Below are 24,997 nucleotides of genomic sequence, written 5' to 3' on the forward strand. Positions count from 1 at the left end.
AGTAATATTTTGATTTTCCGATAATTTAGATTAATTTTGAAACAAGGTAGCATTATAGTATAATTTATGAGAAGATTGGTAGGATATATAGTCATTGTATTTGTGCTGTTTTTTTCGGCAAGTGTAGAAAGCTTATCGGCCAATATTATAGTTAATCAAAAATCGTATCCGCTTAGGCTGGTTCAATTTAATAATGTGCAGTATGTGGAACTGAATTTTATCATATCTGCAATTTTTCCTGCTGCTACAATTAAAAACAATATAGTTACAGATAAAAACTTCGAAATTAGATTTGCGAATAGTTCATTTTTTGTATTTTTAAAAAAGGAAGAAATTAGTAGTATTTTTCAGATGAATTTACCAGTTATTTCAATAAATAATTTGCTTTATATTCCTATTGAGCCATTCTTGAAGATATTGGCGACAAATCAACTAATTAAGTATGATAAATTATCAGCTGGATATTTTATTGAACATTTTTCTAACATTAATGAACAAATGCTGCCCGCATTAGATAAAATAAATCAAGGCAGCTCCACAGTGAGAGAAGAAACAAAAGCAAAGCAAAACTCTCGAATTATTAAGTCAATTCCTGAAAAGGAAATCAAAAATCCATCTAAAAATACAACTCCTCAAAATGAATTAATTTTAGAACCCGTCTATAAACAAAAGAAAAAAGACGGGAAATACCACATACCCGAAGAGATAAAAAAGAGCATTATTCGCTAAAATTGAAATTCAATTGAAAGCTTTGAAATTGTGGCATATTTTTTTCTTTCTTACCATTAATAACAATAATGGTTGATTGAAAATGAGAATTAAAAAGTTCACATCAGAAAGCATAAAAGAAGGCAAGTCTCTGGTAATAAGAGAATTAGGCGAAGAAGCCGTAATATTATCCAGTAGAACAATGATAAATCCGGCAACTGGCAAGGAATATGTAGAAATTGTTGCAGCAATTGACGACATCAAACATAGCAAAACAAACAGAATAGCAGACACTCCAAAACAAGATAACATTTCTCATGAAAGAACTGAGTTATTAGGCGAAGCAATATTTTTGAAAGAAATAAGTGAGATAAAAAACACGCTTGCAATCATTAACAGCAACTTGAAATATAAATATTCAGGTAGTCTTTCGTCAGTATTTTCGAAATTATACAAGAGGTTAATCATAAATGAATTCCCAGAAAATTATGCATTAGAAATTGTCGGGAAAGTGTCTAATATAAATATAAATGTTGAATATTCGCCAGCGATTAAGTATACCAAAGAGATAATTGCTGAAAAAATTAAAATATTGGCACCTTTAAATGTAGTTACAGAGAAAACAGTAGCAATGTTTATTGGTAATACAGGATGCGGTAAAACTACTTCACTTGTCAAAATTGCTGTAATAGTGAAATTACTTACAAATAAGAATATTTTGATTGTTTCTGCTGATACGTATAAAATTGGTGGTGCGGAACAACTACAAACAATGGCGGCTATTGTGGGAATTTCGTTCAAGGCAGCATATTCAGCTGATGAATTACGCGATATTGTGCAAAAAGCAAAAAATGATTACGATTTGATTTTAATCGACACGATAGGAAGAAATCATAATACTGAGGAAAACATTAGAGAGCTCAGCGATTACTACAAAATGGCAGAGCCCAATTTGACCTACCTGGTAGTAAATGCAACTTTGTCGAATGCAACAACAAGAAAAATCATAGATAAATATTCAAAATTTGGACTGAGCGGTGTGATTTTAAGTAAAATTGATGAGTGCGAAACAATTGGAGGGATAATACCTGTAATCTGGGAAGCAGAGCTACCCATCGCATATATAACAAAAGGACAAAAAATACCAGATGATATTGAGCCTGCTGATAAAAATAAAATCGCAGAATTAATGTTAAATATTGAAGAATAAGAAAATTTGGATTGAGGTTCAAGAGATGAGCGATTTGCAAAATACACCTTTTAAGATATCATTTATAAGCGGGAAAGGAGGGGTCGGCAAGAGTGTTCTTTCTGCAAATATTGCATACGTTTTGTCGGAGATGAACTTTAGAGTTTTGGTTTGGGATGCGAATAGAAAATTTCCGAATACTCACCTATTTTATGGTATCGAGCCACCTATCAGACTTGGAGATGTATACAAAGGTATTGTTCCAGTTGAAAAGGCAATATTTTCGATAAATGAAAATCTGCATATATTATCTGACGAACCTGCTACCTTTACAAATGATGAAAAAGACAAGTTTAGTTTTGAGGACATTTATCAAGATATAATAATAAAAACAAATTATGATTATATAATTTTTGATACTCCTGCGGGGTTGAATAATATAAATATGGAGTTGGCTCCGATATCTGATATAAATTGTTTAGTGATTACAGACGAGCCAACTTCTTTGCTTGATGGGTATGCATTGATAAAAGTTTTTAAAGAATATATGGATATAGACAGAATAAAATTAATTGTAAATAATACAATTGATATAGACGATGGAAGTGATATTGCAACAAAGATGAATCTTGCAACAGAGAAATTTTTAGGCTTCAAAGCTGAGGTAATTGGAATAATACCATACAGCAGAATAGTACGCCAGTCAATAATAAAACAAGAAATTTTTACTAAAACAAATCCTGATGATGAAATAAGCCGAGCAATTCGTGAATTTTGTCAGTTCATATGTCAAAAAACAAGTAAAACAGTTTGTCAAACAAATTAAATAATAAATAAACTTACAATTTTTGATACTATATTCGTGTAATTAAGTAAAAAGTAGTTAGAAAATGGCAAAAGAAGAAAATAAAATATTAACTCCGGAAGACCAAAAACGCGAGAAAGAGCTCAAACAAAAAGAAAAGGAAGAAAAAGCCCTTATCGCGAAAATGCAAAAAGAAAAAGAACAAAAGCGAAAGCTAAAAGAAAAAAGAATCAAAGAAGAGCGTAAGCAGGAAATTAAAAGAATAAAAACTTTAGTTAATTTACCGTTTAAGCTGCTGCTACATCTTTCATTACTTGCAACAATGATAATGTCTATCATTTTGTATTTTTGGCTTGAATTAGATTTAAAAACATCTTTGATATATTTGTTTCTGATTTTTACTTTCTTTTATTTCGGGATTGGGATAATAATGGTTGCGGCAGTATTGATGATAAGCGAGGATAAGAAGAAGGAACTCGAAGAGCAGCAGCGGATTGAAAGAGAAAGAGAAGAGATTGAAACTCAACGGTTGAGAGAAGCAGAAGAAGCAAAATTGCAGATATTGGAGCGTGATTTAGCTACGATAAGGAGCAATGAACGGAAAGAATCTGAAATGTTGGCTTCAAAGCAGGAAGCTAAGCAAATACCACCAATTAATCAAAACGAAGGTGAGAATACTTCAGATGGGATGACCGACTTGATTGAAGATAGTAATGAACAATTTTCGTTGCCAGAATCGTCAATATCAATTAATGATGACTCAAATGATTTTAAGTTCGAACAAGAACAAAACATAAAGGATGAACCAAATAATGAAGATATCGACTATTTAAACGAAATAATGAAATAAAAGCATAAATAATGAGTAAACGCAATACAAATAGAGAAATAGTACTATCACCAGATGAGCTGAAAGAATTGTGGGAAAGTTTTATTATTACAAGAAGCGAAAATGACAAACATCAACTTATGCTTTCTTATATGTGGCTGGTTAAATATGTTGTAAGTCAATTGCAAATCCCAAATAATTCTATATTAAGCGAAGATGATTTTATAAATGTGGGCATATTGGGACTAAACGAAGCAATAAATAGATTTGATATTACTCGTGGAGTGAAGTTCGAATCTTATGCAATACCAAGGATCAAGGGAATAATCCAGGATGAAATGAGAAAACTTGATTGGTTATCTCGATCAACACGGAAAAAGGCACATGATTTTCTTCAAGCAAAAGATATATTAAGCAGCCAAACTGGAAGAGAAGTAACAGCCATAGAAATTATTGAGAAATTAAACATATCTCCGGAAAAATATCAGTCATATTTACAGGCAGCTGCGGCAGCAAAATCATCTTTCTCAATTAGTGAAAGTTCATATTACTACAATGAAGATTTAGAAGACTTTAATTTGATTGCTGAACTGCCGGACACAAATCAGGAAGATTATCTTCAACAATTAGAGAATGATGAAAGAATTAAGCAGCTCACAGATTTCCTTCAACAATTGAATGAGAAAAAAAGGCTTGTGATGACTTTGTATTACTATGAAAATTTGACCTTCAAAGAAATTGGGAACATATTAAACGTTTCGGAAAGCAGAATTTGCCAAATTCATTCTCAGGTACTAAATGACCTTAGAGATAAGTTAGATAAGTATGAGAATGCTTGACCCCAAAATACAGAAAAAACTTGATACCATAGTAGAGCTACCGACAATCCCAACAGTGATGTCTCATGTGTTAGCTGCACTTGATAACCCTAAATTAAGTGCAAATCAATTAGCATCATTAATAGAGCGGGACCAAACTCTGACTGCCAAAGTATTGAAGGTGGCAAATTCACCATTTTATGGATTTGCCCGTAAAATTTCAACTATTGATTTAGCGGTCGTAATACTCGGAATAAATGTATTAAAAGAAATAGTGTTGAGCTTATTAATTCAAAAGTTCTTTTCCCGATTAAGCAAAAGTATGTTCGACGTTAAAAGTTTTTGGAATTATTCACTATTTTGTGGGGCAGCGGCAAAGCTACTTGCAAGAAAATTAGGATATAAATTAGCAGGAGAAGCATTTGTAGCTGGATTGATGCACGATTTAGGGATTTTGATAATAATTGAAAATTTTCGAAAGCAGTTTGGAGAGATTAGAAAGCTTCAAAAAGCAAAAAATGTATCAATAACAGATGCGGAAATGCAAGTTTTAGGGGCCACACACGCTGATATTGGGCTTTGGCTGGCAGAGAAATGGAATTTACCGCCCAAATTGTGTTTAGCAATAAAAAATCACCATACAAATTATAAAGACTTTCTAACAAGCAAAGATAAAAAGAATATTACAGAAGACGTTGATTTTCACGAAATAGACCAACCATTGACTGCAATAGTATCGCTCTCTGAGTGGTTTGCTCAAATAATGGAATACAAGCAGTGGGATAAGAACTACACCCCTCCACCCTATTATCTTTCTGAGGAATTATTTGAAGATTTGTCAGAAGAAGATTTTCTTGACCCCGATAGTGCGTTTGAACTATTGAAGAAAGAAATAATCGAAGAATTCCAAAAAGCTGCAATATTTGGTGATATTTCAATTAGAGCTTAATTTTTTCAGTTAAATAATCGAAAAGTGTATTTTGCTGGAAGAGATTTTCGCCTTCGGAATTAATTTTCCAGGAAATATCATAAGAATTTTTGATAATTCGAGCAATTTTTTTCGAATAATGTTCATCATAACCGAAAAAGCTGAATAAACGACTTTGCAAAAAGTTCGTTTCAGATGAGAAAATTATATTGCCCTCTTTATCGAAAATATTGAAAAATCCAGCTTCGCTAGGAATGTGTTCGATTTTTTTTAGAATAGCATCAGCATTTTGGGACCTAGCTTTGGTTGCCCGCACTGGTTTGTTCTGAAAAGCAAGCAAATCATGAATAGTAAAAATATCGAAATCAGACTTTGCGATTTTGATAAGCTCATTGAGAATTGTAACAGTTGCAAGGCAATCATCGTAGGCACGATGGCGGTTCTCTATATCGTGATAGAAGTAATTTGCCAAAAAGCCAACATTTTTCTTTAAATCTTTTGGTAGAAGTTTACGAGCAAGTTTAAGGGTACATAATACGGGTACATCTATTTTAAGATTTAGTCTATTGAAAGCATTTTTTATAAAAGAAAAATCAAAAGAAGCGTTATGAGCAACAAAAATACTTGGCTTTGTATTCAAGAAATGGTGGACTTTTGAAAATACTTGAGGCGGTTCGGGAGCTGAATATACTTGTTTGTTGCTAACCCCCGTTAATTTAGAAATAAAAGGAGGAATAAATTGATGAGGATTTACCAGAGAGTAAAAGTTATCAACAATTTTTTCGTTTTCTACTCTTATGCAAGCAATATCGAAAATACGGTTCGAGACTGGATCGGAACCCGTAGTTTCAACATCAACAACTACAAAAGAATTATTCTCTATTAAACACATTTGTTTTGATTTTCATTTTAACTACAAAAATACTAATAAATAAACATTATTTTCAGAAGAAATGTAATAAATGTATTACCAATTAACTTTTTATTATAAATAATTAATTTTTAAATAACTTAAATTATCTTATATTAAGTAATCATTTCTAATTTTTTGGAGTTCGGATATGTTTCATTTAGCTACAAATTTGTCGAATTCATTGCAAAAAATGATTATTCTGGCAACAATCTGCTTTGCAATGATGATGCAGAATAAAGAAATTTCTGCATATTATCAAACACCCGAATTCCCCGTTACATTGAAATGTGTTGGTTGGACAAATCCATATGATACAACAATAGTTACTGCTACAATGTCTATACGGGAATGGGCAACAAATAGCATTTATATTCAAAATTTTACGAGTAGTTTCCGAGAAATTTTTATACCATTTCAAAATAAGCCAAAAGTCGGTTACAATTACGTTTGGTTGGAGGCTTCGCTTCTTAGATGGGACGATTATTCAAATTGTGGAGTTGACGGTTATGTTGAAATATTTCAATACGATACAACAAATAATATTTTTTCTGGTTTTATTAATTTTGAGCCGGCTTGCTATTTTGCACCAAGATTTAGACGAGTTTTAGGGAATTTCTCATATTCTGAGGCAAAACCTGAACTATTAGTGTCGGAATATCACAAGCCATATTTAGTTCCTATGTCGGAATTAAGTTTTGGGGTACAATTTACAGTAAGCGATAAAATTATTGGAAATGCGAGTATTTACTGTATTAATCCGTTTATAAACGAAGAAAACGAAATACTAATTGGAAGAACAAATGACAATGGCATATTATATTACAATTACATTATCCCGGAGAATACCGAGGCTAGCGAATATACATTCAGTTTCAGAGCGGTTAAAGACACACTGCAATCGAATACTGTTGAAAAAATCATTACGGTATTAGATAGTTTTCAATTATTTTTAAGGATTAATCCGATAGACAGAATAGAAATTGAGGCAGGCAAAGAAGTATTGTATGGTATCACTGCATTGGACAACAATAATGAAATTATTGAAGATGCTGAGATATATTGCTTAAATCCTATTTTGTCAGGAAAATATACTAAAATTGGCAACACAAATTCTGATGGAGAATTTAACTATTCTTTCAAAATACCATCGAACACGAATGCAAATGATTACACTATAAAGCTTATTGCCCAAAAAACTGGCTATAAAATTTCGCAAACAATTGAGCGACAATTAACGGTACTACCATCAAATTTGATAATGCAAGTTACACCTTCAAATGACGTGGAAATAGCAGAGAAAGATTCATTAACTTTTATGATTTATATTAGAAATGCCGACAACAAGCCTGTTGGTAATGCTAAAGTATATGTCAATAATCCGATTGAAAAATCTGGGTATCAACCAATTGGTATAACAGATTCATTAACAGCAAAACTTATTTATGGTTATAGGTTTGCTGAAAACTCGGAAGGTGAGTATGTTTTCGGGTTCATTGCAGAAAAAGATGAAATAACAACCGACACAATATTTAGGAAAGTTACAGTTGTAAAAGGATTGAAATGTTGGAGTATTCTTGATGGTGCATTGGAATTCTGTATAGAAGGAAAAGGAGTGTGGGAACCAGTTGAAAAAACAACTAAGATTGAGACAACTGGGAAAGTATTAATTAATGATTTAGTTGAATTTGTAGGGAAAATTGCAATTGATACAGCACAATTAGGGATAAGTTGCGAAGGTGATTTCCTTGTAAGAGATGTACCTTTGCCATTAGGTGGAGTAGGGACTTTTTCGATTGCAAGAGGAAAATATGAATTGAAAATATTGGGAAGCGATGGGGAAATTGCAAATTTTATTAATGCTTACACGGATAATTTAGCAGGTTTTAAACTCAAAGTAAAAGATATTCAATTAGTTGGAGGTAGGCGTGCAGAAGGTGTCAAAATAACTGCAACGATAACTGTTCCAGGAATTGCAGTAGGTTGCAGTGAGGAAGGTGACGAGAAAGATACCGAATTTGAAGTTAAAGATTTTGAAATTAAACGCACAGGGATTGAATTAGGTGGTTTTAAAGTAGAAAATCTCGGATTTATATCGTTCCCCAATTTCTGTTTGAGCAAATTGTATGGTGAATATGACAGCGAACGAGATAGGTTGGACTTTGGAGCGAGCGTTAAAATACCATTTGGAGAGGTAGGAGCAGGAATTGCATTTATTGAAGGTGAGCTTGATAGCATAGGCTTTAGAATGGAAGCATCGTTTCCGCCATTATTTGTAATTGGAACTACAACGGTTGGGATAAGTGGATTTTTTGGACATATATCAGGGATTACCCAGCCAGAACTTGAATTTGAATTAGGCGGTATTCTTTCTGATATTACTTCTGAAGATCTTTATAAAATTGACATATCAGGATTTTTCAAGACCCCGAACATAATTGGAATGAAAGGCGAAGCAAATCTTTTCAAAGATCCATTTTTGAAAAAATGGCAGATGAAAGGTGGAATTGAGGGTAATATTGATTTCTCAATTGCTCAGATGGAACTAAAAGGGAGCTTAAATATTGGAACAAAAGATGAAGAAAAATATCTTTTAACGACAGAAGGAAGTTTGAAATACAATATGAGACAAAGCAAGTTTTCAGGTTATGTATCAGGTCAGTTGGATATTCCAAAGTTACGAGATGATTGGCCATTTGATTGGATAAATGCAACGATAGGTTTGCCGAAGAAAGTCGATGCTGACGCTCGATTACTATTTGGAAAATCAAAAGTTCTGTGGGGAGAAGCTAATTTAGGTTCAAAAATTGGTAAGTTACGTTATGTCGTTGATTTAAATAAGAGCTACGATGATGATGAATTTTTCTTTTTCGAAAGAACGCCTGAAGAACAAATAGTTGAGAAAGGTAAAATAGCTATAAACGACAACACATATGAGCAAATAATTGTCAACAGTTCATTAGAAAGATTAGTAATTAGAATAATTGGAGAAAATTCCGTACCCCACACTCAATTAATAACTCCTTCTATGATAGAGTATCTTCCTTCGAATGAGTATGTAGGTGATATAATTTATTCAGAAGACAGTCAATCAAAGAAAGCGTTTTGGACAATTACCAAACCTGAGATTGGGACATGGCAAATTAAAGTGCTATCCACCGATCAAAATACTTCAATAAATTACTACAAATTCGAAGAAAAGCCAGAATTTAAAATATACACGATACAGAATTTAGACGAAATTGATGTCTATTGGGGGACAAGTGGATTAAATTCAAATGGTGTTGTCGAAATTTATTTTGATGAGAACAAATTCGGTGACGATGGAATTTATATTACATCATTCAATGCAACAGATGGTCATGGTAGAATAAAATTAAGTGATACAATGCAACTTTGTAGATATTATTTATATGCAGTTTACTATTATGAAAATCATAGTAAAAGTAGTTATTCGAATATAGAAATAATAAATAGTAAATCTATTTTATTCCCGCCAAACAATATCAGTGCAAAATATTTTACCAACAAGGAAAAATGTGTTGTTGAATGGGAACCATCTAAAGAAAATGGTATTGTAGGATATGTAATTGTAGGTGAAACTTATACAGGGAACGAAATTATTTTTGCTTCAGCTTCAAAGAATGAAAAGAAGAAGGAATTTGATATCGACGATTTCAGTAAATACAAAATAAGAGTATATTCGTTTAATGCTGATGGCTTAAAAGGTTGTCCATCTAATCCTGTGGATATAATAATGAGCAATAATGAAAACCATCAAACTGAAACAGCATTTCATGATGGTAGATTAAATGTTTTTCCTAATCCAACAAATGATAAAGTACATATAAGTTGCAAAATAGAAAAGCCTACACATATCAGAATTAAACTAATAAATTCAGTAGGCAATGTTGTAGCTACAATAATTGATAATCAGTTTATTTCCGATGGAATTTTCAGAACAACTTTCGACTGCAAACAATTGAGCTCATCGGTATATTTAGTCGTTGTGCAAACAGATGATGAAATAATTACTCAAAAAATTCAAGTAATTAAGTAATAAAAGCAAGATTTAAATGTTAATAGTGCCGGCTTATAAAAGTCGGCACCATTCTTTAAAAGACTTTATTCTATAATTTCTTGGAAATAGTAAATTTAAAAGTAGAGCCTTTGCCAATTTCGGACTCTACCCAAATTTTTCCGCCATGTTTTTCAACAAATTCTTTACAAAGAATGAGCCCAAGTCCTGTCCCCTTTTCTTGTGAAGTACCAATAGTTGTATAATGGACATCAATTCGGAAAAGTTTCTGTTTATCTTCGTCGGGAATTCCAATGCCTGTATCTTTGACAGAAACTATCACCTCACTTTCTGTTTTCTCTGCATTGACCAAAATTTCACCATTTTCTGGAGTAAATTTAATTGCATTTGTAATAAGATTTCTAACAACTGTAGTGATCATATTCACATCACAGAAGACAACAAGTTCATCATTAACCTTGTCGATAAGTTTTATTGACTTGTTGTTAGCAGTTTCTTTGAGTAGTTCTACGCAATTATTAATAATGTATTTAAGATGAGTTTCTTCGGGATTGAATTGAATTGCGCCTCTTTGGGAACGGGACCAGGTTAGCAAGTTTTCGAGAAGATCATAAAGTTTAATTGAAGATTTATACATTTCGCTAATAATTTCCAGTCGTTCTTCTTCGGAAAAATCACTATACATAGAATGCAAGATTTCCGAAAGATTTTTCAAAGCACCAAAAGGATTTTTCAAGTCGTGAGCAATAATGGAAAAGAACTTATCTTTAGTCGCATTAAGTTCTTTGAGTTCTTCTAAATACTGCTCTAATTTTCTTTGTGCCATTTTCTTTTCGGTAATATCGATTACGGTCCCGACAAGCTTAATTACTTTGCCTTCCGAATTATAAACAGGTCTGCCACGCCCTTCGATAATTTTTAAGTTACCAGCAGGAGTGTTGATTTCCAGCTCGATGTTGTATGGAATGCCTTCATTAATTGCTTTTTCGACAACTTTCATAAAATATTCAGAACATTCTGGTTTAAGCATACTATTAATTAATTCAATGGTAGGAATGGTATCCTCGGGATTGGCATCATATATTCTATATAATTCTTTTGACCAAGTAATAACATTAGATTGCAAATCGTATTCCCAACTTCCGAAATGAGCAATGGATTCAGCTTCCGATAGTAGGGCTTCGCTTTTAGCAAGCAACATAGCTTCAAGTTTCTTTTCGGTAATATCTCTTGCAATTATAACAAAGTTTGGTTGATTTGAGATTTCAACAAATGAAACGGAAACTTCCAACTCAATTGTTTGCCCACCTTTGCGTATGGCTTGAATTTCAAAATGTTTGGATAGTTGAATATCTTTCGCAGACTGTTTGATTGCCTCAAAATTTGATTTGTTAATTTGGTATTTTCCTGGTAAAGAAATTAGCTTAATAAAATCGATATTTTGAACTTCATTTGAAGAATAGCCAAAAATTCTGAATGCGGCTTCATTCCAAAAATTAATCTTATTATCCTGATTAATCATCAAAATAGCGTCGTAAGCAGATGAGGTAATTTTTCTAAATTTCTCTTCGCTTTGTCGAAGGGCTCTTTCGGCTAATTTACGTTCTTCGATTTCTTTTTCTAATAATTTATGATTGTCGCGAATTTTGCGATTACTCTCTCTCTCGTGTAAAATAAACCTGAAATACAACGCGAGAAGGCGAACAATTTCTGCTTCGGTAAAAGGTTTATTAAGGAAATCAATCCCGCCTACATCGAAGCTTCGATGAACAACTTCTTTTGTTGGAGGCATAGCAGTACAGAAAATGATTGGAATATCAGCATATTTTTCTTGATGTTTGATAATTTTTGCTGCTTTAAACCCATCAACTTCGGGCATATTTACATCAAGAAGAATGATATCGATCGGATGGTTGCCAAGCAAACGCATAGCCTCGAAAGCATTGCTCGCTTCAAAAATTCGAACGCGGAAGTTATCTTCTATCATTTTTCGAGCAGTAACTCGGAAAAAGTTACTGTCGTCAACTAACAAAATGTTAAAAATATTATCCGATAGATTCATATAACCTCTAAAGAAATAGAAAAATTTTACGATAAAATACAATAATTATTAATGTATTATCGTAAATTTTATTGTTTCATTTTATTGTTTCGTTAATAATTTTGCTACTGGAATAAAGGAATTAGTATGAAAGCAGATTTAATAAACAAGCAACTTGAAGAAGCTGATCTTAATCAGTATTTAGTTATTCAAATAGCGGATAATTCGTATGCATTGTCTATACTGCCAATTAAAGAAATTGTGATTGCCCCAGAGGCAACCCCTATGCCGAATTCACCAGAATTTGTAAGAGGATTAATAAAATTACGTCAAAACATAATAACCTTAATCGATTCTCGTAAGAGATTAGGCTTTCGTTCAATTTTGGAAATCGATCAAGAATTATTCCAGATGTTGCAGGAAAGGAAACAAGACCATATAAACTGGCTACAAACACTTTATATGGCGGTCGAGAAAGATGGCGATTTTAACCTAACAACAGATCCACATGCCTGTGCATTCGGACGATGGTATGATAATTTTAAAACTGACAACTACGGATTGGAAGTATATCTAAGGCAATTTGATGCACCACATAAGAGAATTCACGCGATAGCAAATCGAGCACTGAAAGAGAAAGAATTAAATGGTAAATCTACCGCCATCAAAATTATCGAACAAGCAAAAAATACTGATTTAAAAGCAATGATAGACCTATTTGATAATGCAGAGCAAGCCATTAAAGAAGCACATCGAGAATTAGCAATAATCTTAGAACATAACAATTCGATAGTTGCAATTACAGCCGATAATGTATCTAATATAGTATCTTTTGAAAAAGAACAGATACAACAATCTGAATTAAACGAACGAAATCGTTTTTTGAGCGGATCGGTAAATATTAATGGAGATATTATTTTGGTATTGGATTTAGACAAAATGGTTAATTATTAACAAAGCTAAATAAAAAGATTTTTTTTAATAAGGAGGTTATTTGAAGCCTCCTTTTTTTATTAGATTAATTCTAACCAATAAAAGGCAATTGTTTTGAATAAGAGCCAAAAAATTACTAATTTTGTTAGTTAATATTTATCACTCTGGAAAGAAAATGTCCTTATTAGGTAGCTTAAATATCAAGCAAGCATTTATAGAAGACGAGATGAAAAGCTCGTATTTGGATTATTCAATGTCTGTAATTGTATCTCGTGCATTGCCAGATGTACGAGATGGACTGAAGCCAGTTCATCGTAGAATACTTTATGCAATGAATGAAATGGGGTTACTTCCAAATCGAGCATATAAGAAATCAGCCAGACTTGTGGGCGAAGTATTAGGTAAATACCACCCACACGGGGATTCTTCTGTGTACGAAGCAATGGTTCGCATGGCACAAGATTGGGCAATGCGCTATCCACTTGTGGATGGACAAGGGAACTTTGGTTCGATAGACGGTGATTCTGCTGCTGCAATGCGTTATACAGAAACTCGAATGGCGCATATAGCCACCCATATGTTAAGAGATATAGATAAGGATACTGTTGATTTTCAACCTAATTTTGACGATTCTTTGAAAGAACCTGTTGTTTTGCCTACGGTAATCCCTAACTTATTGCTAAATGGCGCAAGCGGCATTGCTGTAGGAATGGCAACAAATATTCCACCGCATAACATTCGCGATGTTATTCACGCTTTACACGCACTAATAAAAAATCCAGAAATTACAGTAGAGGAATTGATAAAATATTGTCCTGCGCCGGATTTCCCAACAGGTGGAATAATCTATGGGTATCAGGGTGTTCGTGATACATATTTAACAGGTCGTGGGAAAATAATTATCAGAGCAAGAGCCTCATTTGAGGAAAATAGAAGTGGCAAGACTTCAATAATTGTAACAGAAATACCATATCAAGTCAATAAAGCTGCACTAATCGAAAAAATTGCTGACCTTGTTCGTAACAAAGTAATAGATGACATTTCTGATATTCGTGATGAATCTGATCGCGATGGATTGAGAATAGTAATAGAACTCAAACGCGAAGCAACACCAAAAGTTGTTCTTAATAATCTTTATAAACATACGAATATGCAAGTAACTTTTGGGGCAAATATGCTCGCGTTGGTCAAGGGAAGACCCAAGGTGTTGAATTTGCTCCAGATAATGAAACATTTCCTTAATCATCGTGTTGAAGTAGTTGTTCGTAGAACTCAATTTGAACTTACAGCTGCTGAAAAAAGAGCACATATATTGGAAGGGTTCATTATTGCCCTTGACAATTTAGATGAGGTTATTGCGCTTATTCGTGCTGCAAAGGACCCACAAACAGCATCTGAACAGCTACAGAGTCGGTTTAATTTGACGGAAATTCAAGCAAAGGCGATATTAGATTTGCGTTTGCAAAGACTTACAGGTTTGGAAAGAGAGAAAATTCAACAAGAATATCGCGAAATTTTACAACTAATAGAGAAGTTGAAAGCAATTCTTGCAAGCAAAGAACTCCAGATGCAAATAATTTATGATGAATTGAAGGAAATCCTGGATAAATATGGAGACGAACGTCGTACTGAGATTATTCCAGACTCTGAAGATATGTCCTACGAAGATTTAATTGCAAATGAAGAGATGGTCGTTTCAATTACGCATCGTGGTTTTATTAAAAGCACACTTGTATCGAATTACCGCAGACAAAATAAAGGCGGTCGAGGAATAAAAGGCGCTTCGACGTATGAAGATGATTTTGTAGAGCACGTGTTCCAAACTTCATCTCATCATTATTTATTGTTTTTTACAAATAAGGGGCGCTGTTATAGGATAAAGGTATGGGACATTCCGGAAGCAAGTCGCCAGGCAAAGGGTCGCTCATTGGCAAATTTAATTCAAATCCAAAGCGATGAAAAAGTTACTGCTTATTGTCCGGTGAGGAGTTTTGACGACAATCATTACATAATGATGGCAACAAGAAACGGAATAGTGAAAAAAGTAGAGTTAGACGCTTTTTCTAACGTTCGGCAAAGTGGAATAATAGCAATAAATTTAGATGAAAACGATGAATTAATAAGCGCTAGATTGACAGACGGAGCATCAGATATAATTTTAGGCACAAATAATGGTATCGCTTGCCGTTTCCGGGAAACTGATGTTCGTTCAATGGGAAGAAGTGCGATGGGTGTTACTGGAATTAACCTTGATGACAATGATTATGTAAATTCGATGATTGTAATTAATAGAAACGACGTACAAGTACTTGTTGTATCAGAAAATGGCTATGGGAAACGCACGAAATTTGAGGATTTCAGATTAACTCGACGCGGCGCAAAAGGCGTTATCTCAATGAATGTTACCGAAAAAACAGGTAAAGTCGTTAGATTGCTTACTGCATCTGATTTAGACGACTTAATTGTCATTACACAAAAAGGTATTCTCATTCGCCAACCTGTTTCTGCAATCCGGACAATTGGACGAAACACACAAGGTGTGAAGCTAATTCGTTTAGACGAAGGAGACAGGATAGCAGACGTCACAATAGTAAATCACGAAAATGATGACAACGAAGACAACAATGAAAATGAAACAATCGCCGATGACGTTCAAGCACGATTGTTATAATTTTGATATTTAGTTATTCTGTTATATTTTTGGGGTAGTAATTACCCCTTTTTTATGCTAAAAATAACAAAAATAGTGCAATCATCAAAGAATTCAAGCATTATTCAGTTTGATAACGGTTCGAATGTTGAAATCAATAATGATATTATCGTAAAATTTGCATTATCGGCAGGTCAGGAAATAAGCAATGAAAAATATTCGAATATTATTTTTGAAAATGAACTGTTAAAGGCAAAACAAGTTGTTTATAATTATGCTACATATACGACACGGACGGAACGACAGGTTTTTGAAAAATTAAGGAAATCTGGTTTTGGAGAAGAAGTTATTAAGTTTGCTATCGATTTTGTGAAAGAGTATAAATTGATTGACGACGAAAAATATGCTGCACTTTTTATACAGGAAAAAGCAAAATTCAAAAAATGGGGAATTAACAAAATAAAAATTGAATTGTTGCAAAAAGGTATTGAAAAAAAAATCATCGAGGAGCAAATTGATTATTTATACAATGAAGAGATAGATTTTGAAAACGCACTGAAATTAGCAGAAAAAAAATTGAAAGCAATTCTGAGCAAACCCACAGAAAAGCAAAGACAATCGGTGACAAATCATTTGCTCAATAGAGGATATAATTGGGATATAATAAAAAAGGTACTGCAGGAATTAGAGCTCAAGTAGTTGTGCGTTATCTCTTAGCCATTTTTTATGTTTTTTGTATTCGGGACAATATTTTCTAACCTCATTCCAAAAATCAACAGAGTGGTTTAAATATCTTAAATGAGAGAGTTCGTGAATTACAATATATTCGATAATTTCCACTGGTGCGAAAGCAAGTTTCCAATTGAAATTCAGGTTGCCTAAGGATGAGCAGCTTCCCCAACGCGAAATTGTGTTTTTAATAGAAATGCGGTTATATTTTACCCCCATAATAGAAGCCCATTTAGCAACATGCACACTAAAAAACTCTTTTGCCATTTTAATAATAAGGTGTTTGAGAAGAGGTTTAATATACTTTGATTGGTCGTTTGCAACTTGTAATAATTGATTTTTTAAATGAAGAGCAAATTGAAGGTTATCAACATATTGAATAATGTAATCTTTACCGAAAATAGTTATAGAAGCACCATCAGAAAGATTACGAGTAAATTTCTTTCTATTTTGAACTTCAATTTTTTTTGCAATTATCCAATTTTGCTTTTGTTGAACAATTTTTTGGATATAACTAAGAGGAACGGACGAGGGTGCTTTAATAATCAAGTTAGACTGATTATCAATTTTAAGAGCAATAGTTTTTCTATTAGAACGAATTATTTTAAATATCTCAATTTGCATATGCAAAATTAAGAAAAAAAACGTGATGTAATTTTTTTTAAATAATATCAAAATAAAATCTAAATATTTTAGTCAAAAATACCGATAAAGCATATAAAATTAATTAATAATAATTGAGATTGTATTATGTCGCAAATGGATAATGAAACTCGCGAGATGATTATGCAGTTTGTATCAGAGTCATTGGATTCGCTTGATACAAACGAGCCATTAGTTGAAAATTTAAAGTTAAAGGATAATTCAGAGTTTGTAAATTCAATTTTTAGAGTATTCCACACGCTAAAAGGACTTTCAGGCTTTTTTGAAATGTTTGTAATCAATAGAGTTACTCACGAAGCAGAAACTCTACTGGATATAATGCGCAAGCAAAATAAAGTCCAAAGCGAAGACATAATATCAATTATTTATTCGGTGTTTGACTTTCTACGTGATTTACTAAATAGAGTAAGTGAAAATTTAACAGATAGAAATGCGGAAGCAGAAGCTGAAGATATGATATTAATCATTCGCGATGCTATCAATCGGGTTCAAAACCCCGAATTAAGCGAGGAAGATTTTTTTCTTTCTGACGAAAGTGAACCAGTAAGCAACGAGACAACAAATCAGCGGGAGGGATTTAACAGTGAATTTGAGGAAGAAATTATGTTTGAAGCACAGCAAAATAATCAACTCTCTAATGGTTTGGAATCTCTTGTTTCAAATGAATTGTTAGAACAATATTTATCGAGTGCCTATGAATTAATTGATACTGCAGAAAATAATCTAATAATACTTGAAAATGAGCCCAACAATTATGAATTGATAGCCAATACATTTAGAGTTATTCATAGTTTAAAAGGTAATTCAGGGTTTATGGGACTATCGGAGATCGAAGAAATATCAATGGAGATGGAATCAATATTGGATTCAGTAAGAAATAAAGAACTACAGATCGATACAACTATAGTAAACATTCTTTTGAGTAACATCGAAACAATTCGTAATAGATTAAATGCTTTATCGCCCGAAGGTAATAAATCGAAAGCTTTTCAAGAAACAATCGCAGAAACAAATATTGCTTCAAGAGTTGTTCCCCAAGCAAAGGATACATTATCTGAAAATGATTTTAACCAATCGGAAGATTTTGAAATTTATGATGAGGAAACTGAACAAGACACAAGTAGTGTGGAGAAAGAAATACCAAAACAAACTCTAAAAGCGGAGCCTAAGAAAGATGAGACGAAGCCAATTAAACAAGCAATCGCTCCGAAACAAGAAGAAATGACTGCCGCTAAAAGTACACCTCCTGCATCAATGGCTAAAAAAGATATACGCGTTGAGACAAGTAAGATTGATAAATTGTTCGATTTAGTTGGTGAATTAATAACAATCGAAACGATGGTAACAAATAGTCCTGATTTGCAAGGACTTGAATTGCCAAACTTTTTGAAATCAGCAAATATGTTGAATAAAATCACCCGAGAGTTGCAAGAAGTTGCGATGTCGGTAAGAATGATGCCTCTCGAAAATTTATTCAATAAGATGAAAAGACTTGTTCGTGATGTTTCGTTGAAAATGAACAAAAAAGTAAACCTTGAAATATCAGGTCAAGAAACAGAAATGGATAAAAATGTTATAGATGAAGTCGCAGATCCACTTGTTCATATACTCAGAAATGCAATTGACCACGGGATTGAACCGCCTGAGGTTCGTATTCAAAAAGGGAAACCTGAATACGGTTCTATTAGTTTGAAAGCGAGATATGAAGGAAATGAGATACTGATAATTGTTAAAGACGATGGAGCAGGAATAAATAGAGATAGGATATTGAAAAAAGCTGAGGAAAGAGGTATTATATCTGGTAATACAGATAAAATGACGGATAAAGAAGTATTTCAGTTAATATTTGAACCTGGTTTTTCTACAGCTGAACAAGTAACTGATATTTCTGGGCGTGGCGTTGGAATGGACGTTGTCCGTAAGAACATTGAAAAGCTACACGGTTCAGTTGATATTGAAAGCAAGGAAGGAGTTGGTTCTACATTTACTTTAAGGATACCGCTTACACTTGCAATAATGGATGCAATGCTGATAAGAGTAGGCCAATCAAGATATGCATTACCTCTGCTTGCTGTAACAGAATCGTTTAGAGTAAATCGAAATATGATTTCCAAAACAATGGACGGATTAGAAGTATGCAAATTGCGTGACGATGTGCTGCCAGTAATCCGCCTACACGAGTTATTTAATATAGTGCCGGATAGTTATGATTTGGAAAAAGGCATAATGATAATAATAGAATCGAGGGAAAAACAAGTGGCTTTGTTTGCTGATGAGATAATAGGTCAGCAGCAAGCAGTAATAAAAGGATTGTCGGATTATATCGGAAAGGTATCAGGAATAACTGGATGTATGATATTAGGAGATGGTGGGATTGGGTTAATCATAGATATTGAAAGTTTAATAGAATTATCTGAAAAATCAGTAGTTGTTGGATAATGTGAGGTAAATAATTATGCAAACTGAAGATTTATATGAAGTAGAGGATGCAGGAGTAGAGCTCGATACTGAGAATACTCTTGAAGACAGGTATTTAACCTTTAAAACAGGCGACGAGCAATATGCTTTTGAGATAGAGTATGTAACTGAAATTATTGGCATTCAAAATATCACACCTGTTCCCAATATTAAGTCATTTATCAAAGGAATAATTAATTTACGCGGGATAATATATCCAGTTATTTGTGTAAGAAAAAGATTTAACATACCAGAAATACCATATAATGATAGAACCTGTATAATAATAGTAAATGTCAATAATAATGGAATTGGTTTAATAGTCGATGAGGTAGCAGAAGTCATCAAGATTCTGCCAGAGCAGATATCGCCTCCACCTCAAACAAATAAAGGTTCACATAGTAAGTTTATTAAAGGGATTGGAAGAGTTGGTGAAAATTTAAAAATCATCCTCGATATTAATAAATTATTGTATGATACTAATAACACTATTAACGAAAAAGAGTAAAATATGGATATCAGGGAAATACGATCCTTAGAGTTTGTTGAAGTAACAGATGAAGAATTCAAGCTCATTAGAGACTTGATTTATAAAAACATTGGAATTAACTTGACCGAAGAGAAGCGTTCTTTGGTGAATGGACGATTACAAAAAATATTACGGAAGCTTAATTTCAAAACATTCAAGGAATATTACCAGTTTTTGATTAATGATAAATCAGGTGAAGCGTTAAGCGAGCTTGCCAATGTTATTTCGACAAATCATACTTTTTTTGGACGAGAAATTGACCACTTTGAGTATTTTGTTGACATTGTATTACCCGAAATTGAAGCAAGAGCAAAAAAAACAAATAATTTTGATATTAGAGTGTGGTCAGCGGGGTGTTCCAGTGGTGAAGAGCCTTATACTTTGGTTATGCTAATGATGGAATATTTCGGAAAAGATTACTATAAATGGAAGGCGGGAGTGCTTGCGACAGATATTTCATTGACTGTATTAGAAAAAGCTAAGAAGGGAATATACCCCGATGAAAGAGTTCAGCCATTGCCCGATATCTTTAAGAAAAAGTACTTCAAGCAACTACCAACAGGCGAATGGGAAATAATCGACGCTTTGAAACGTGAAGTTACTTTTAGAAGATTTAATTTAATGAATGAAAGATTTCCTTTTAAAAGCCCATTTGATGTGATTTTTTGTAGGAATGTAATGATTTATTTTGATGAACCTACGCGAGAAAGGTTAGTGGACAAGTTTTATCAATTCACAGCACCAAATGGATATTTATTTATAGGTCATTCTGAAACCCTGAATAGGACTAAAACAAAATATGTTTATTTGAAGCCAGCTGTTTATAAAAAAGCATAAATTATTTTTTCAGATTGGAGGGAGTTGTGTCGAATTTATTTAAGAAAATAAAAGTATTAATTATTGATGATTCTGCATTAGTAAGAGATATTTTGTCAAAAGGATTATCTACCGATCCAGCAATAGAGGTTGTAGGAACAGCACCGGATGTGTATGTCGGAAGAGATTTAATCGTTAAATTAAAGCCAGATGTACTTACTCTTGATATAGAAATGCCCAAAATGGATGGCATTGAATTTCTTCGTAAATTGATGCCCCAATATCCATTGCCAGTTGTTGTTGTTAGCTCGCTCACTCAACGCGGGAAATTAATTACAATGCAGGCACTTGAGGCAGGAGCAGTGGATTTTGTTCCCAAGCCGGCAACAGATGTTGCTCGTGGATTAAGCGAAATGATGTTAGAATTGCGAACTAAGATAAAAATAGCATCAACTGCAAATGTTTCGCATTGGAAAAACAGAGAAATCCCTGTCAGTGATAAGAAATCGAAGGATGAAGCTGCCTTAAATAAAGCATTGGCAGAATCAACTGATAAAGTTATTGCAATTGGGGCTTCCACTGGTGGGACAGAAGCAATCAGAAAAGTTATTGAGCAATTGCCACCCTTTATGCCCGGAATTGTAATAGTGCAACATATGCCCAAAGGTTTCACAAAAACATTTGCTGATAGATTGAACGAAACATCATATATGCAGGTGAAAGAAGCAGAGGATGGCGATAGGATATTAAACGGACGTGTGTATATTGCCCCTGGCGACTACCATATGAAAGTGTATCGTTCGGGAGGACAATATAAGATACAGATACTCGAAGGAGAGAAAGTAAACGGGCATCGTCCGTCGGTGGATGTAATGATGTTCAGCGTTGCTGAAAGCGTTGGAGCAAATGCTTTTGGGGTGATATTAACGGGGATGGGCAACGATGGAGCAACAGGTCTGAAATCAATGAAAGAGGCAGGTGCGAAAACGATTGGACAAAATCAGGCAACTTGTGTGGTATATGGAATGCCAAAGGTTGCTTATGATATTGGAGCAGTGGATATCCAGCTACCATTAAATGAAATTCCTAATGCATTAATTAAATTGGTAAAACAGTCAAGTTAAATATATGGATAAATTTCCACTAACTGTATTAATTGCTGAAGATGACCCACCTTCTTTATTAACCATTCAAACTATATTAAAATCAAGGTTTGAAAAAGTCCTTTCAGCAGAAAATGGATTGAAAGCATTTGAGCTTTTTATGGAACATTCACCTGATATTGTTGTTTCAGATATTGGTATGCCATTTCTTGATGGGTTGGGGTTGGCTCGTCAAATACGCGAAATCAACGCACAAGTACCAATTATTTTTACAACTGCGTTTGACAATAAAGAAGTATTGCTCGACGCAATAAAAATTGGCATTAATCAATACATTGTCAAACCCGTTAAAAGAGAAAATCTGCTAGAAATATTAGATTCGGTTGCGAATTCATTATTTTTAGAGCAAGAATACCACAAGCAACAAGAAAAGATAAAGTTACTGTATTCCGCAATTGAGCATTCACCCGGTCTCATAGTTATATTTAATTCTGATGGAAAAATAACTTATCACAACCCCAAATTATGTGAAATTACAAATTTCACAAAAGAATCTTTTGAAGATGAAAACATCAAAAATATTTTTTGGGGTGACAATATAGTTGATTTTATTGAGGCAGTTGAAAAAGAAAGTAATTGGAAAGGAGAATTAAAACTAATCAATAATGGCAATTACGATATTTATTTGAATGTATCAATTTCACCTGTTTATGGAGAAAACAATTTAATCTCTTGTTTTGTGCTGGTTGCCGATGATATTACTGAAAAAAAAGCTATCGAGAACAAATTAAAGGAATATAATGAAATTCTTGAACAAAAGATTAAAGAAAGAACTTTTGAATTAGAGAAAATCAATCAAAAGCTTCTGGAAGAAATAGAAATTAGAAAAAATACAGAAAAAGAATTAATAAAAGCAAAAGAAGCTGCCGAAGAAGCAAATCATTTCAAAAGTCTTTTTCTTGCAAAAGTTACTCACGAATTAAGAACCCCGATGAATGGCATTCTGGGAATGACAAGTGTGTTGATGGATACTGAACTCGACGAAAAACAGAAAAGAACACTTCGTATTGTTAAGCATTCAGGTGAAACATTGCTGAATATTATTAATGATATTTTGGATTGGTCGAAGCTTGAAACGGGAAAATTAAGATTAGATAGAGTTACATTTAGTTTGGAAGAAGTGGTAAATAATGTATATGATCTGCTATATTACTCAGCAGCAAATAAAGGGATAGAATTGAAACTTAACTTAACTCACGATATACCTCAAAAAGTGTTAGGCGATCCCATTAGATTGCAGCAAGTATTAGTTAATATTGTCTCAAATGGGATTAAGTTTACTGATGAGGGATTCGTCGAAATTTCCGTTATTAAAATTAAGGAGGTTCAGAATAAAGTTATAATTCGATTTGATATTCGAGACACAGGTGTTGGTATTCCTTCGGATAAGATCGAGAAGCTATTTAGAAGTTTCAGCCAAATTGATGACAACTTAACTCGTAAATACGGAGGGACAGGATTAGGTTTGTATATTTCAAAAGAGATTGTTGAAATGATGGGTGGAGAAATTTATTGTGAAAGCACAGTAGAAGAAGGCTCTGTTTTTCATTTCACTATTCCATTTGAAGTATCCGACGGAATGCAAGAAGAACAAGAAGAAAAAACGAAAACTTTATCAGAAGTATCAAGTAATTTCAAGGACTTGTCTCTCAAGTTACTAATAATTGAAGATAGTTTTATTAATCAAGAAGTAATGAAAGAAGCATTAAATTCAACAAATTGTAAATACAAAATTGCTGAGAATGGTAAGATGGGGGTTTATTATTATTCGAACGAAAAGTTTGACGTAATACTTTTAGACATACAAATGCCTGAGATTGATGGATTTGAAACTATTAAAACGTTGTTGGAAATAGAGGCGAAAAGTAGCTTAGAACATACACCAATTATTGCTCTAACTGCACACGATGATGATGAAACAATTGATACAATTATGAAAGCAGGGTTTGATGATATTATTACCAAGCCAATTGAATGGTCAAATTTTTTTGATGTTCTTATTAAGTATTCACCTAATATCACTAACGATACTATTGATCTCACTAAATTACTTGTTTCTATCAATCATAATGAAGCATTACTAAATAAGCTAATTAAATATTTTATTGAAAACTCACCAGAACAAATAAACAATTTAGAAAAAGCAATATTAGATAATAATTTAGAGCAAGTAGATAGAATATCACATAAATTAAAATCCGAAGTTGGGAATTTTGGAGCAGAAAAAGCCATAAAAATTCTTAGTGAAATTAATCGTTTGAGTAGAAATAATTTCAATAGAAATTTAGGTAAATTATTTCGAAATTTCCGAGAAGAAATAAATAAAGTAATACAATATTTAGAAAGATATATCGAAAATAAAAATAACAAATCGAGGTAATTATGCGAACTTTAGTTGTAGAAGATGATTATATTACTTCCCAGGTAATGCAGGAAATATTGAGTGCATTTGGGGAGTGCGATGTTGCTGAAAATGGTGAACAAGCAATTGAATTATTTACATCAGCTCATCTTACTGGTGTTCTCTACGATGTTGTCTTTTTAGACATAATGATGCCAGAAATGGACGGGCAAGAAGTATTAGCTAAAATTCGTGAAATAGAGAAAATGAATGGAATAATGGGATTAGACGGGGTGAAAATTGTAATGACAACGGCTTTAGATGATTATAACAACATTAAGAAAGCATTTACAAATCAAGCTGAAGCATATTTGATTAAACCAGTTGATAAAGACAAAGTTGTAAAAGTACTTGTTGATTTGGAGCTTTTGAGTTAATTTTGTTTTTTA

At 33.1% G+C, this 24,997-nt stretch carries 19 protein-coding genes; 16 read left to right on the forward strand and 3 right to left on the reverse strand.

Annotation, left to right across the window (positions count from 1 at the left end):
- Window positions 1–66: 66 nt before the first annotated feature.
- From AC6QZF_RS05085 to AC6QZF_RS05110, 6 genes are all read left to right on the forward strand, one after another.
- Window positions 67–729: a hypothetical protein gene (locus AC6QZF_RS05085; RefSeq protein WP_499798794.1), complete on the forward strand. Its 663-nt coding sequence runs from the start codon at window positions 67–69 to the stop codon at window positions 727–729.
- An 82-nt stretch (window positions 730–811) separates the two neighbouring features.
- Window positions 812–1,918, forward strand: coding sequence for a flagellar biosynthesis protein FlhF (locus AC6QZF_RS05090; RefSeq protein WP_499798795.1), 1,107 nt, complete (start codon window positions 812–814; stop codon window positions 1,916–1,918).
- 25 nt (window positions 1,919–1,943) lie between these two features.
- Window positions 1,944–2,723, forward strand: a complete 780-nt coding sequence (locus tag AC6QZF_RS05095) for a MinD/ParA family ATP-binding protein (protein ID WP_499798796.1) — start codon at window positions 1,944–1,946, stop codon at window positions 2,721–2,723.
- Between the two features lie 64 nt (window positions 2,724–2,787).
- Window positions 2,788–3,552 (forward strand): hypothetical protein, encoded by a 765-nt coding sequence (locus AC6QZF_RS05100; protein WP_499798797.1) that lies wholly within the window; start codon window positions 2,788–2,790, stop codon window positions 3,550–3,552.
- A gap of 11 nt (window positions 3,553–3,563) precedes the next feature.
- Complete coding sequence (locus tag AC6QZF_RS05105; RefSeq protein ID WP_499798798.1) at window positions 3,564–4,370, forward strand: sigma-70 family RNA polymerase sigma factor; 807 nt, start codon at window positions 3,564–3,566, stop codon at window positions 4,368–4,370.
- Entirely contained in the window at window positions 4,357–5,298 is a 942-nt protein-coding gene (locus AC6QZF_RS05110) for an HDOD domain-containing protein (protein ID WP_499798799.1), read from the forward strand. Before AC6QZF_RS05105 ends, AC6QZF_RS05110 begins: the two co-directional genes overlap by 14 nt.
- Here AC6QZF_RS05110 and AC6QZF_RS05115 read toward each other — a convergent pair.
- Window positions 5,288–6,169, reverse strand: coding sequence for a 3'-5' exonuclease (locus AC6QZF_RS05115; RefSeq protein ID WP_499798800.1), 882 nt, complete (start codon window positions 6,167–6,169; stop codon window positions 5,288–5,290). The genes AC6QZF_RS05110 and AC6QZF_RS05115 overlap by 11 nt on opposite strands.
- A gap of 169 nt (window positions 6,170–6,338) precedes the next feature.
- Between AC6QZF_RS05115 and AC6QZF_RS05120 the strand changes: the two genes are divergently transcribed.
- Window positions 6,339–10,247: a T9SS type A sorting domain-containing protein gene (locus AC6QZF_RS05120; protein ID WP_499798801.1), complete on the forward strand. Its 3,909-nt coding sequence runs from the start codon at window positions 6,339–6,341 to the stop codon at window positions 10,245–10,247.
- A 70-nt stretch (window positions 10,248–10,317) separates the two neighbouring features.
- On the opposite strand, the gene AC6QZF_RS05125 is transcribed toward AC6QZF_RS05120, so the two are convergent.
- On the reverse strand, window positions 10,318–12,288 hold the full coding sequence (locus AC6QZF_RS05125; protein WP_499798802.1) for a hybrid sensor histidine kinase/response regulator: 1,971 nt from the start codon (window positions 12,286–12,288) through the stop codon (window positions 10,318–10,320).
- Window positions 12,289–12,414: 126 nt separating this feature from the next.
- Here AC6QZF_RS05125 and AC6QZF_RS05130 point away from each other — a divergent pair, with 126 nt between their 5' ends.
- The 3 genes from AC6QZF_RS05130 to AC6QZF_RS05140 all read left to right on the forward strand — a co-directional run bounded on the left by AC6QZF_RS05130 (window position 12,415) and on the right by AC6QZF_RS05140 (window position 16,549).
- Window positions 12,415–13,221: a chemotaxis protein CheW gene (locus AC6QZF_RS05130; RefSeq protein WP_499798803.1), complete on the forward strand. Its 807-nt coding sequence runs from the start codon at window positions 12,415–12,417 to the stop codon at window positions 13,219–13,221.
- 154 nt (window positions 13,222–13,375) lie between these two features.
- On the forward strand, window positions 13,376–15,871 hold the full coding sequence (gyrA, locus tag AC6QZF_RS05135) for a DNA gyrase subunit A (RefSeq protein WP_499798804.1): 2,496 nt from the start codon (window positions 13,376–13,378) through the stop codon (window positions 15,869–15,871).
- A gap of 54 nt (window positions 15,872–15,925) precedes the next feature.
- Window positions 15,926–16,549 (forward strand): regulatory protein RecX, encoded by a 624-nt coding sequence (locus AC6QZF_RS05140; RefSeq protein ID WP_499798805.1) that lies wholly within the window; start codon window positions 15,926–15,928, stop codon window positions 16,547–16,549.
- Here AC6QZF_RS05140 and AC6QZF_RS05145 read toward each other — a convergent pair.
- Window positions 16,535–17,203 (reverse strand): M48 family metallopeptidase, encoded by a 669-nt coding sequence (locus tag AC6QZF_RS05145; protein ID WP_499798806.1) that lies wholly within the window; start codon window positions 17,201–17,203, stop codon window positions 16,535–16,537. The two genes, AC6QZF_RS05140 and AC6QZF_RS05145, sit on opposite strands and share 15 nt — an antisense overlap.
- Window positions 17,204–17,329: 126 nt before the next feature.
- On the opposite strand from AC6QZF_RS05145, the gene AC6QZF_RS05150 reads away from it, so the two are divergent.
- From AC6QZF_RS05150 to AC6QZF_RS05175, 6 genes are read left to right on the forward strand one after another with little or no spacing between them, the layout of a single operon-like run.
- On the forward strand, window positions 17,330–19,681 hold the full coding sequence (locus AC6QZF_RS05150; protein WP_499798807.1) for a chemotaxis protein CheA: 2,352 nt from the start codon (window positions 17,330–17,332) through the stop codon (window positions 19,679–19,681).
- Between the two features lie 16 nt (window positions 19,682–19,697).
- Window positions 19,698–20,207 carry a chemotaxis protein CheW gene (locus AC6QZF_RS05155; protein ID WP_499798808.1) on the forward strand — a complete coding sequence of 170 codons (510 nt, stop codon included), beginning with the start codon at window positions 19,698–19,700 and terminating at the stop codon, window positions 20,205–20,207.
- 3 nt (window positions 20,208–20,210) lie between these two features.
- Window positions 20,211–21,065, forward strand: a complete 855-nt coding sequence (locus AC6QZF_RS05160) for a CheR family methyltransferase (RefSeq protein WP_499798809.1) — start codon at window positions 20,211–20,213, stop codon at window positions 21,063–21,065.
- 26 nt (window positions 21,066–21,091) lie between these two features.
- Window positions 21,092–22,168: a protein-glutamate methylesterase/protein-glutamine glutaminase gene (locus AC6QZF_RS05165; protein ID WP_499798810.1), complete on the forward strand. Its 1,077-nt coding sequence runs from the start codon at window positions 21,092–21,094 to the stop codon at window positions 22,166–22,168.
- 4 nt (window positions 22,169–22,172) lie between these two features.
- Complete coding sequence (locus tag AC6QZF_RS05170) at window positions 22,173–24,587, forward strand: response regulator (RefSeq protein ID WP_499798811.1); 2,415 nt, start codon at window positions 22,173–22,175, stop codon at window positions 24,585–24,587.
- 2 nt (window positions 24,588–24,589) lie between these two features.
- Complete coding sequence (locus AC6QZF_RS05175; protein WP_499798812.1) at window positions 24,590–24,985, forward strand: response regulator; 396 nt, start codon at window positions 24,590–24,592, stop codon at window positions 24,983–24,985.
- The last annotated feature ends 12 nt before the right edge of the window (window positions 24,986–24,997 follow it).

The organism is Eximiradius sp. (assembly GCA_937127445.1).
Taxonomy (GTDB): domain Bacteria; phylum Bacteroidota; class Ignavibacteria; order Kapaibacteriales; family UBA2268; genus JAKIZO01.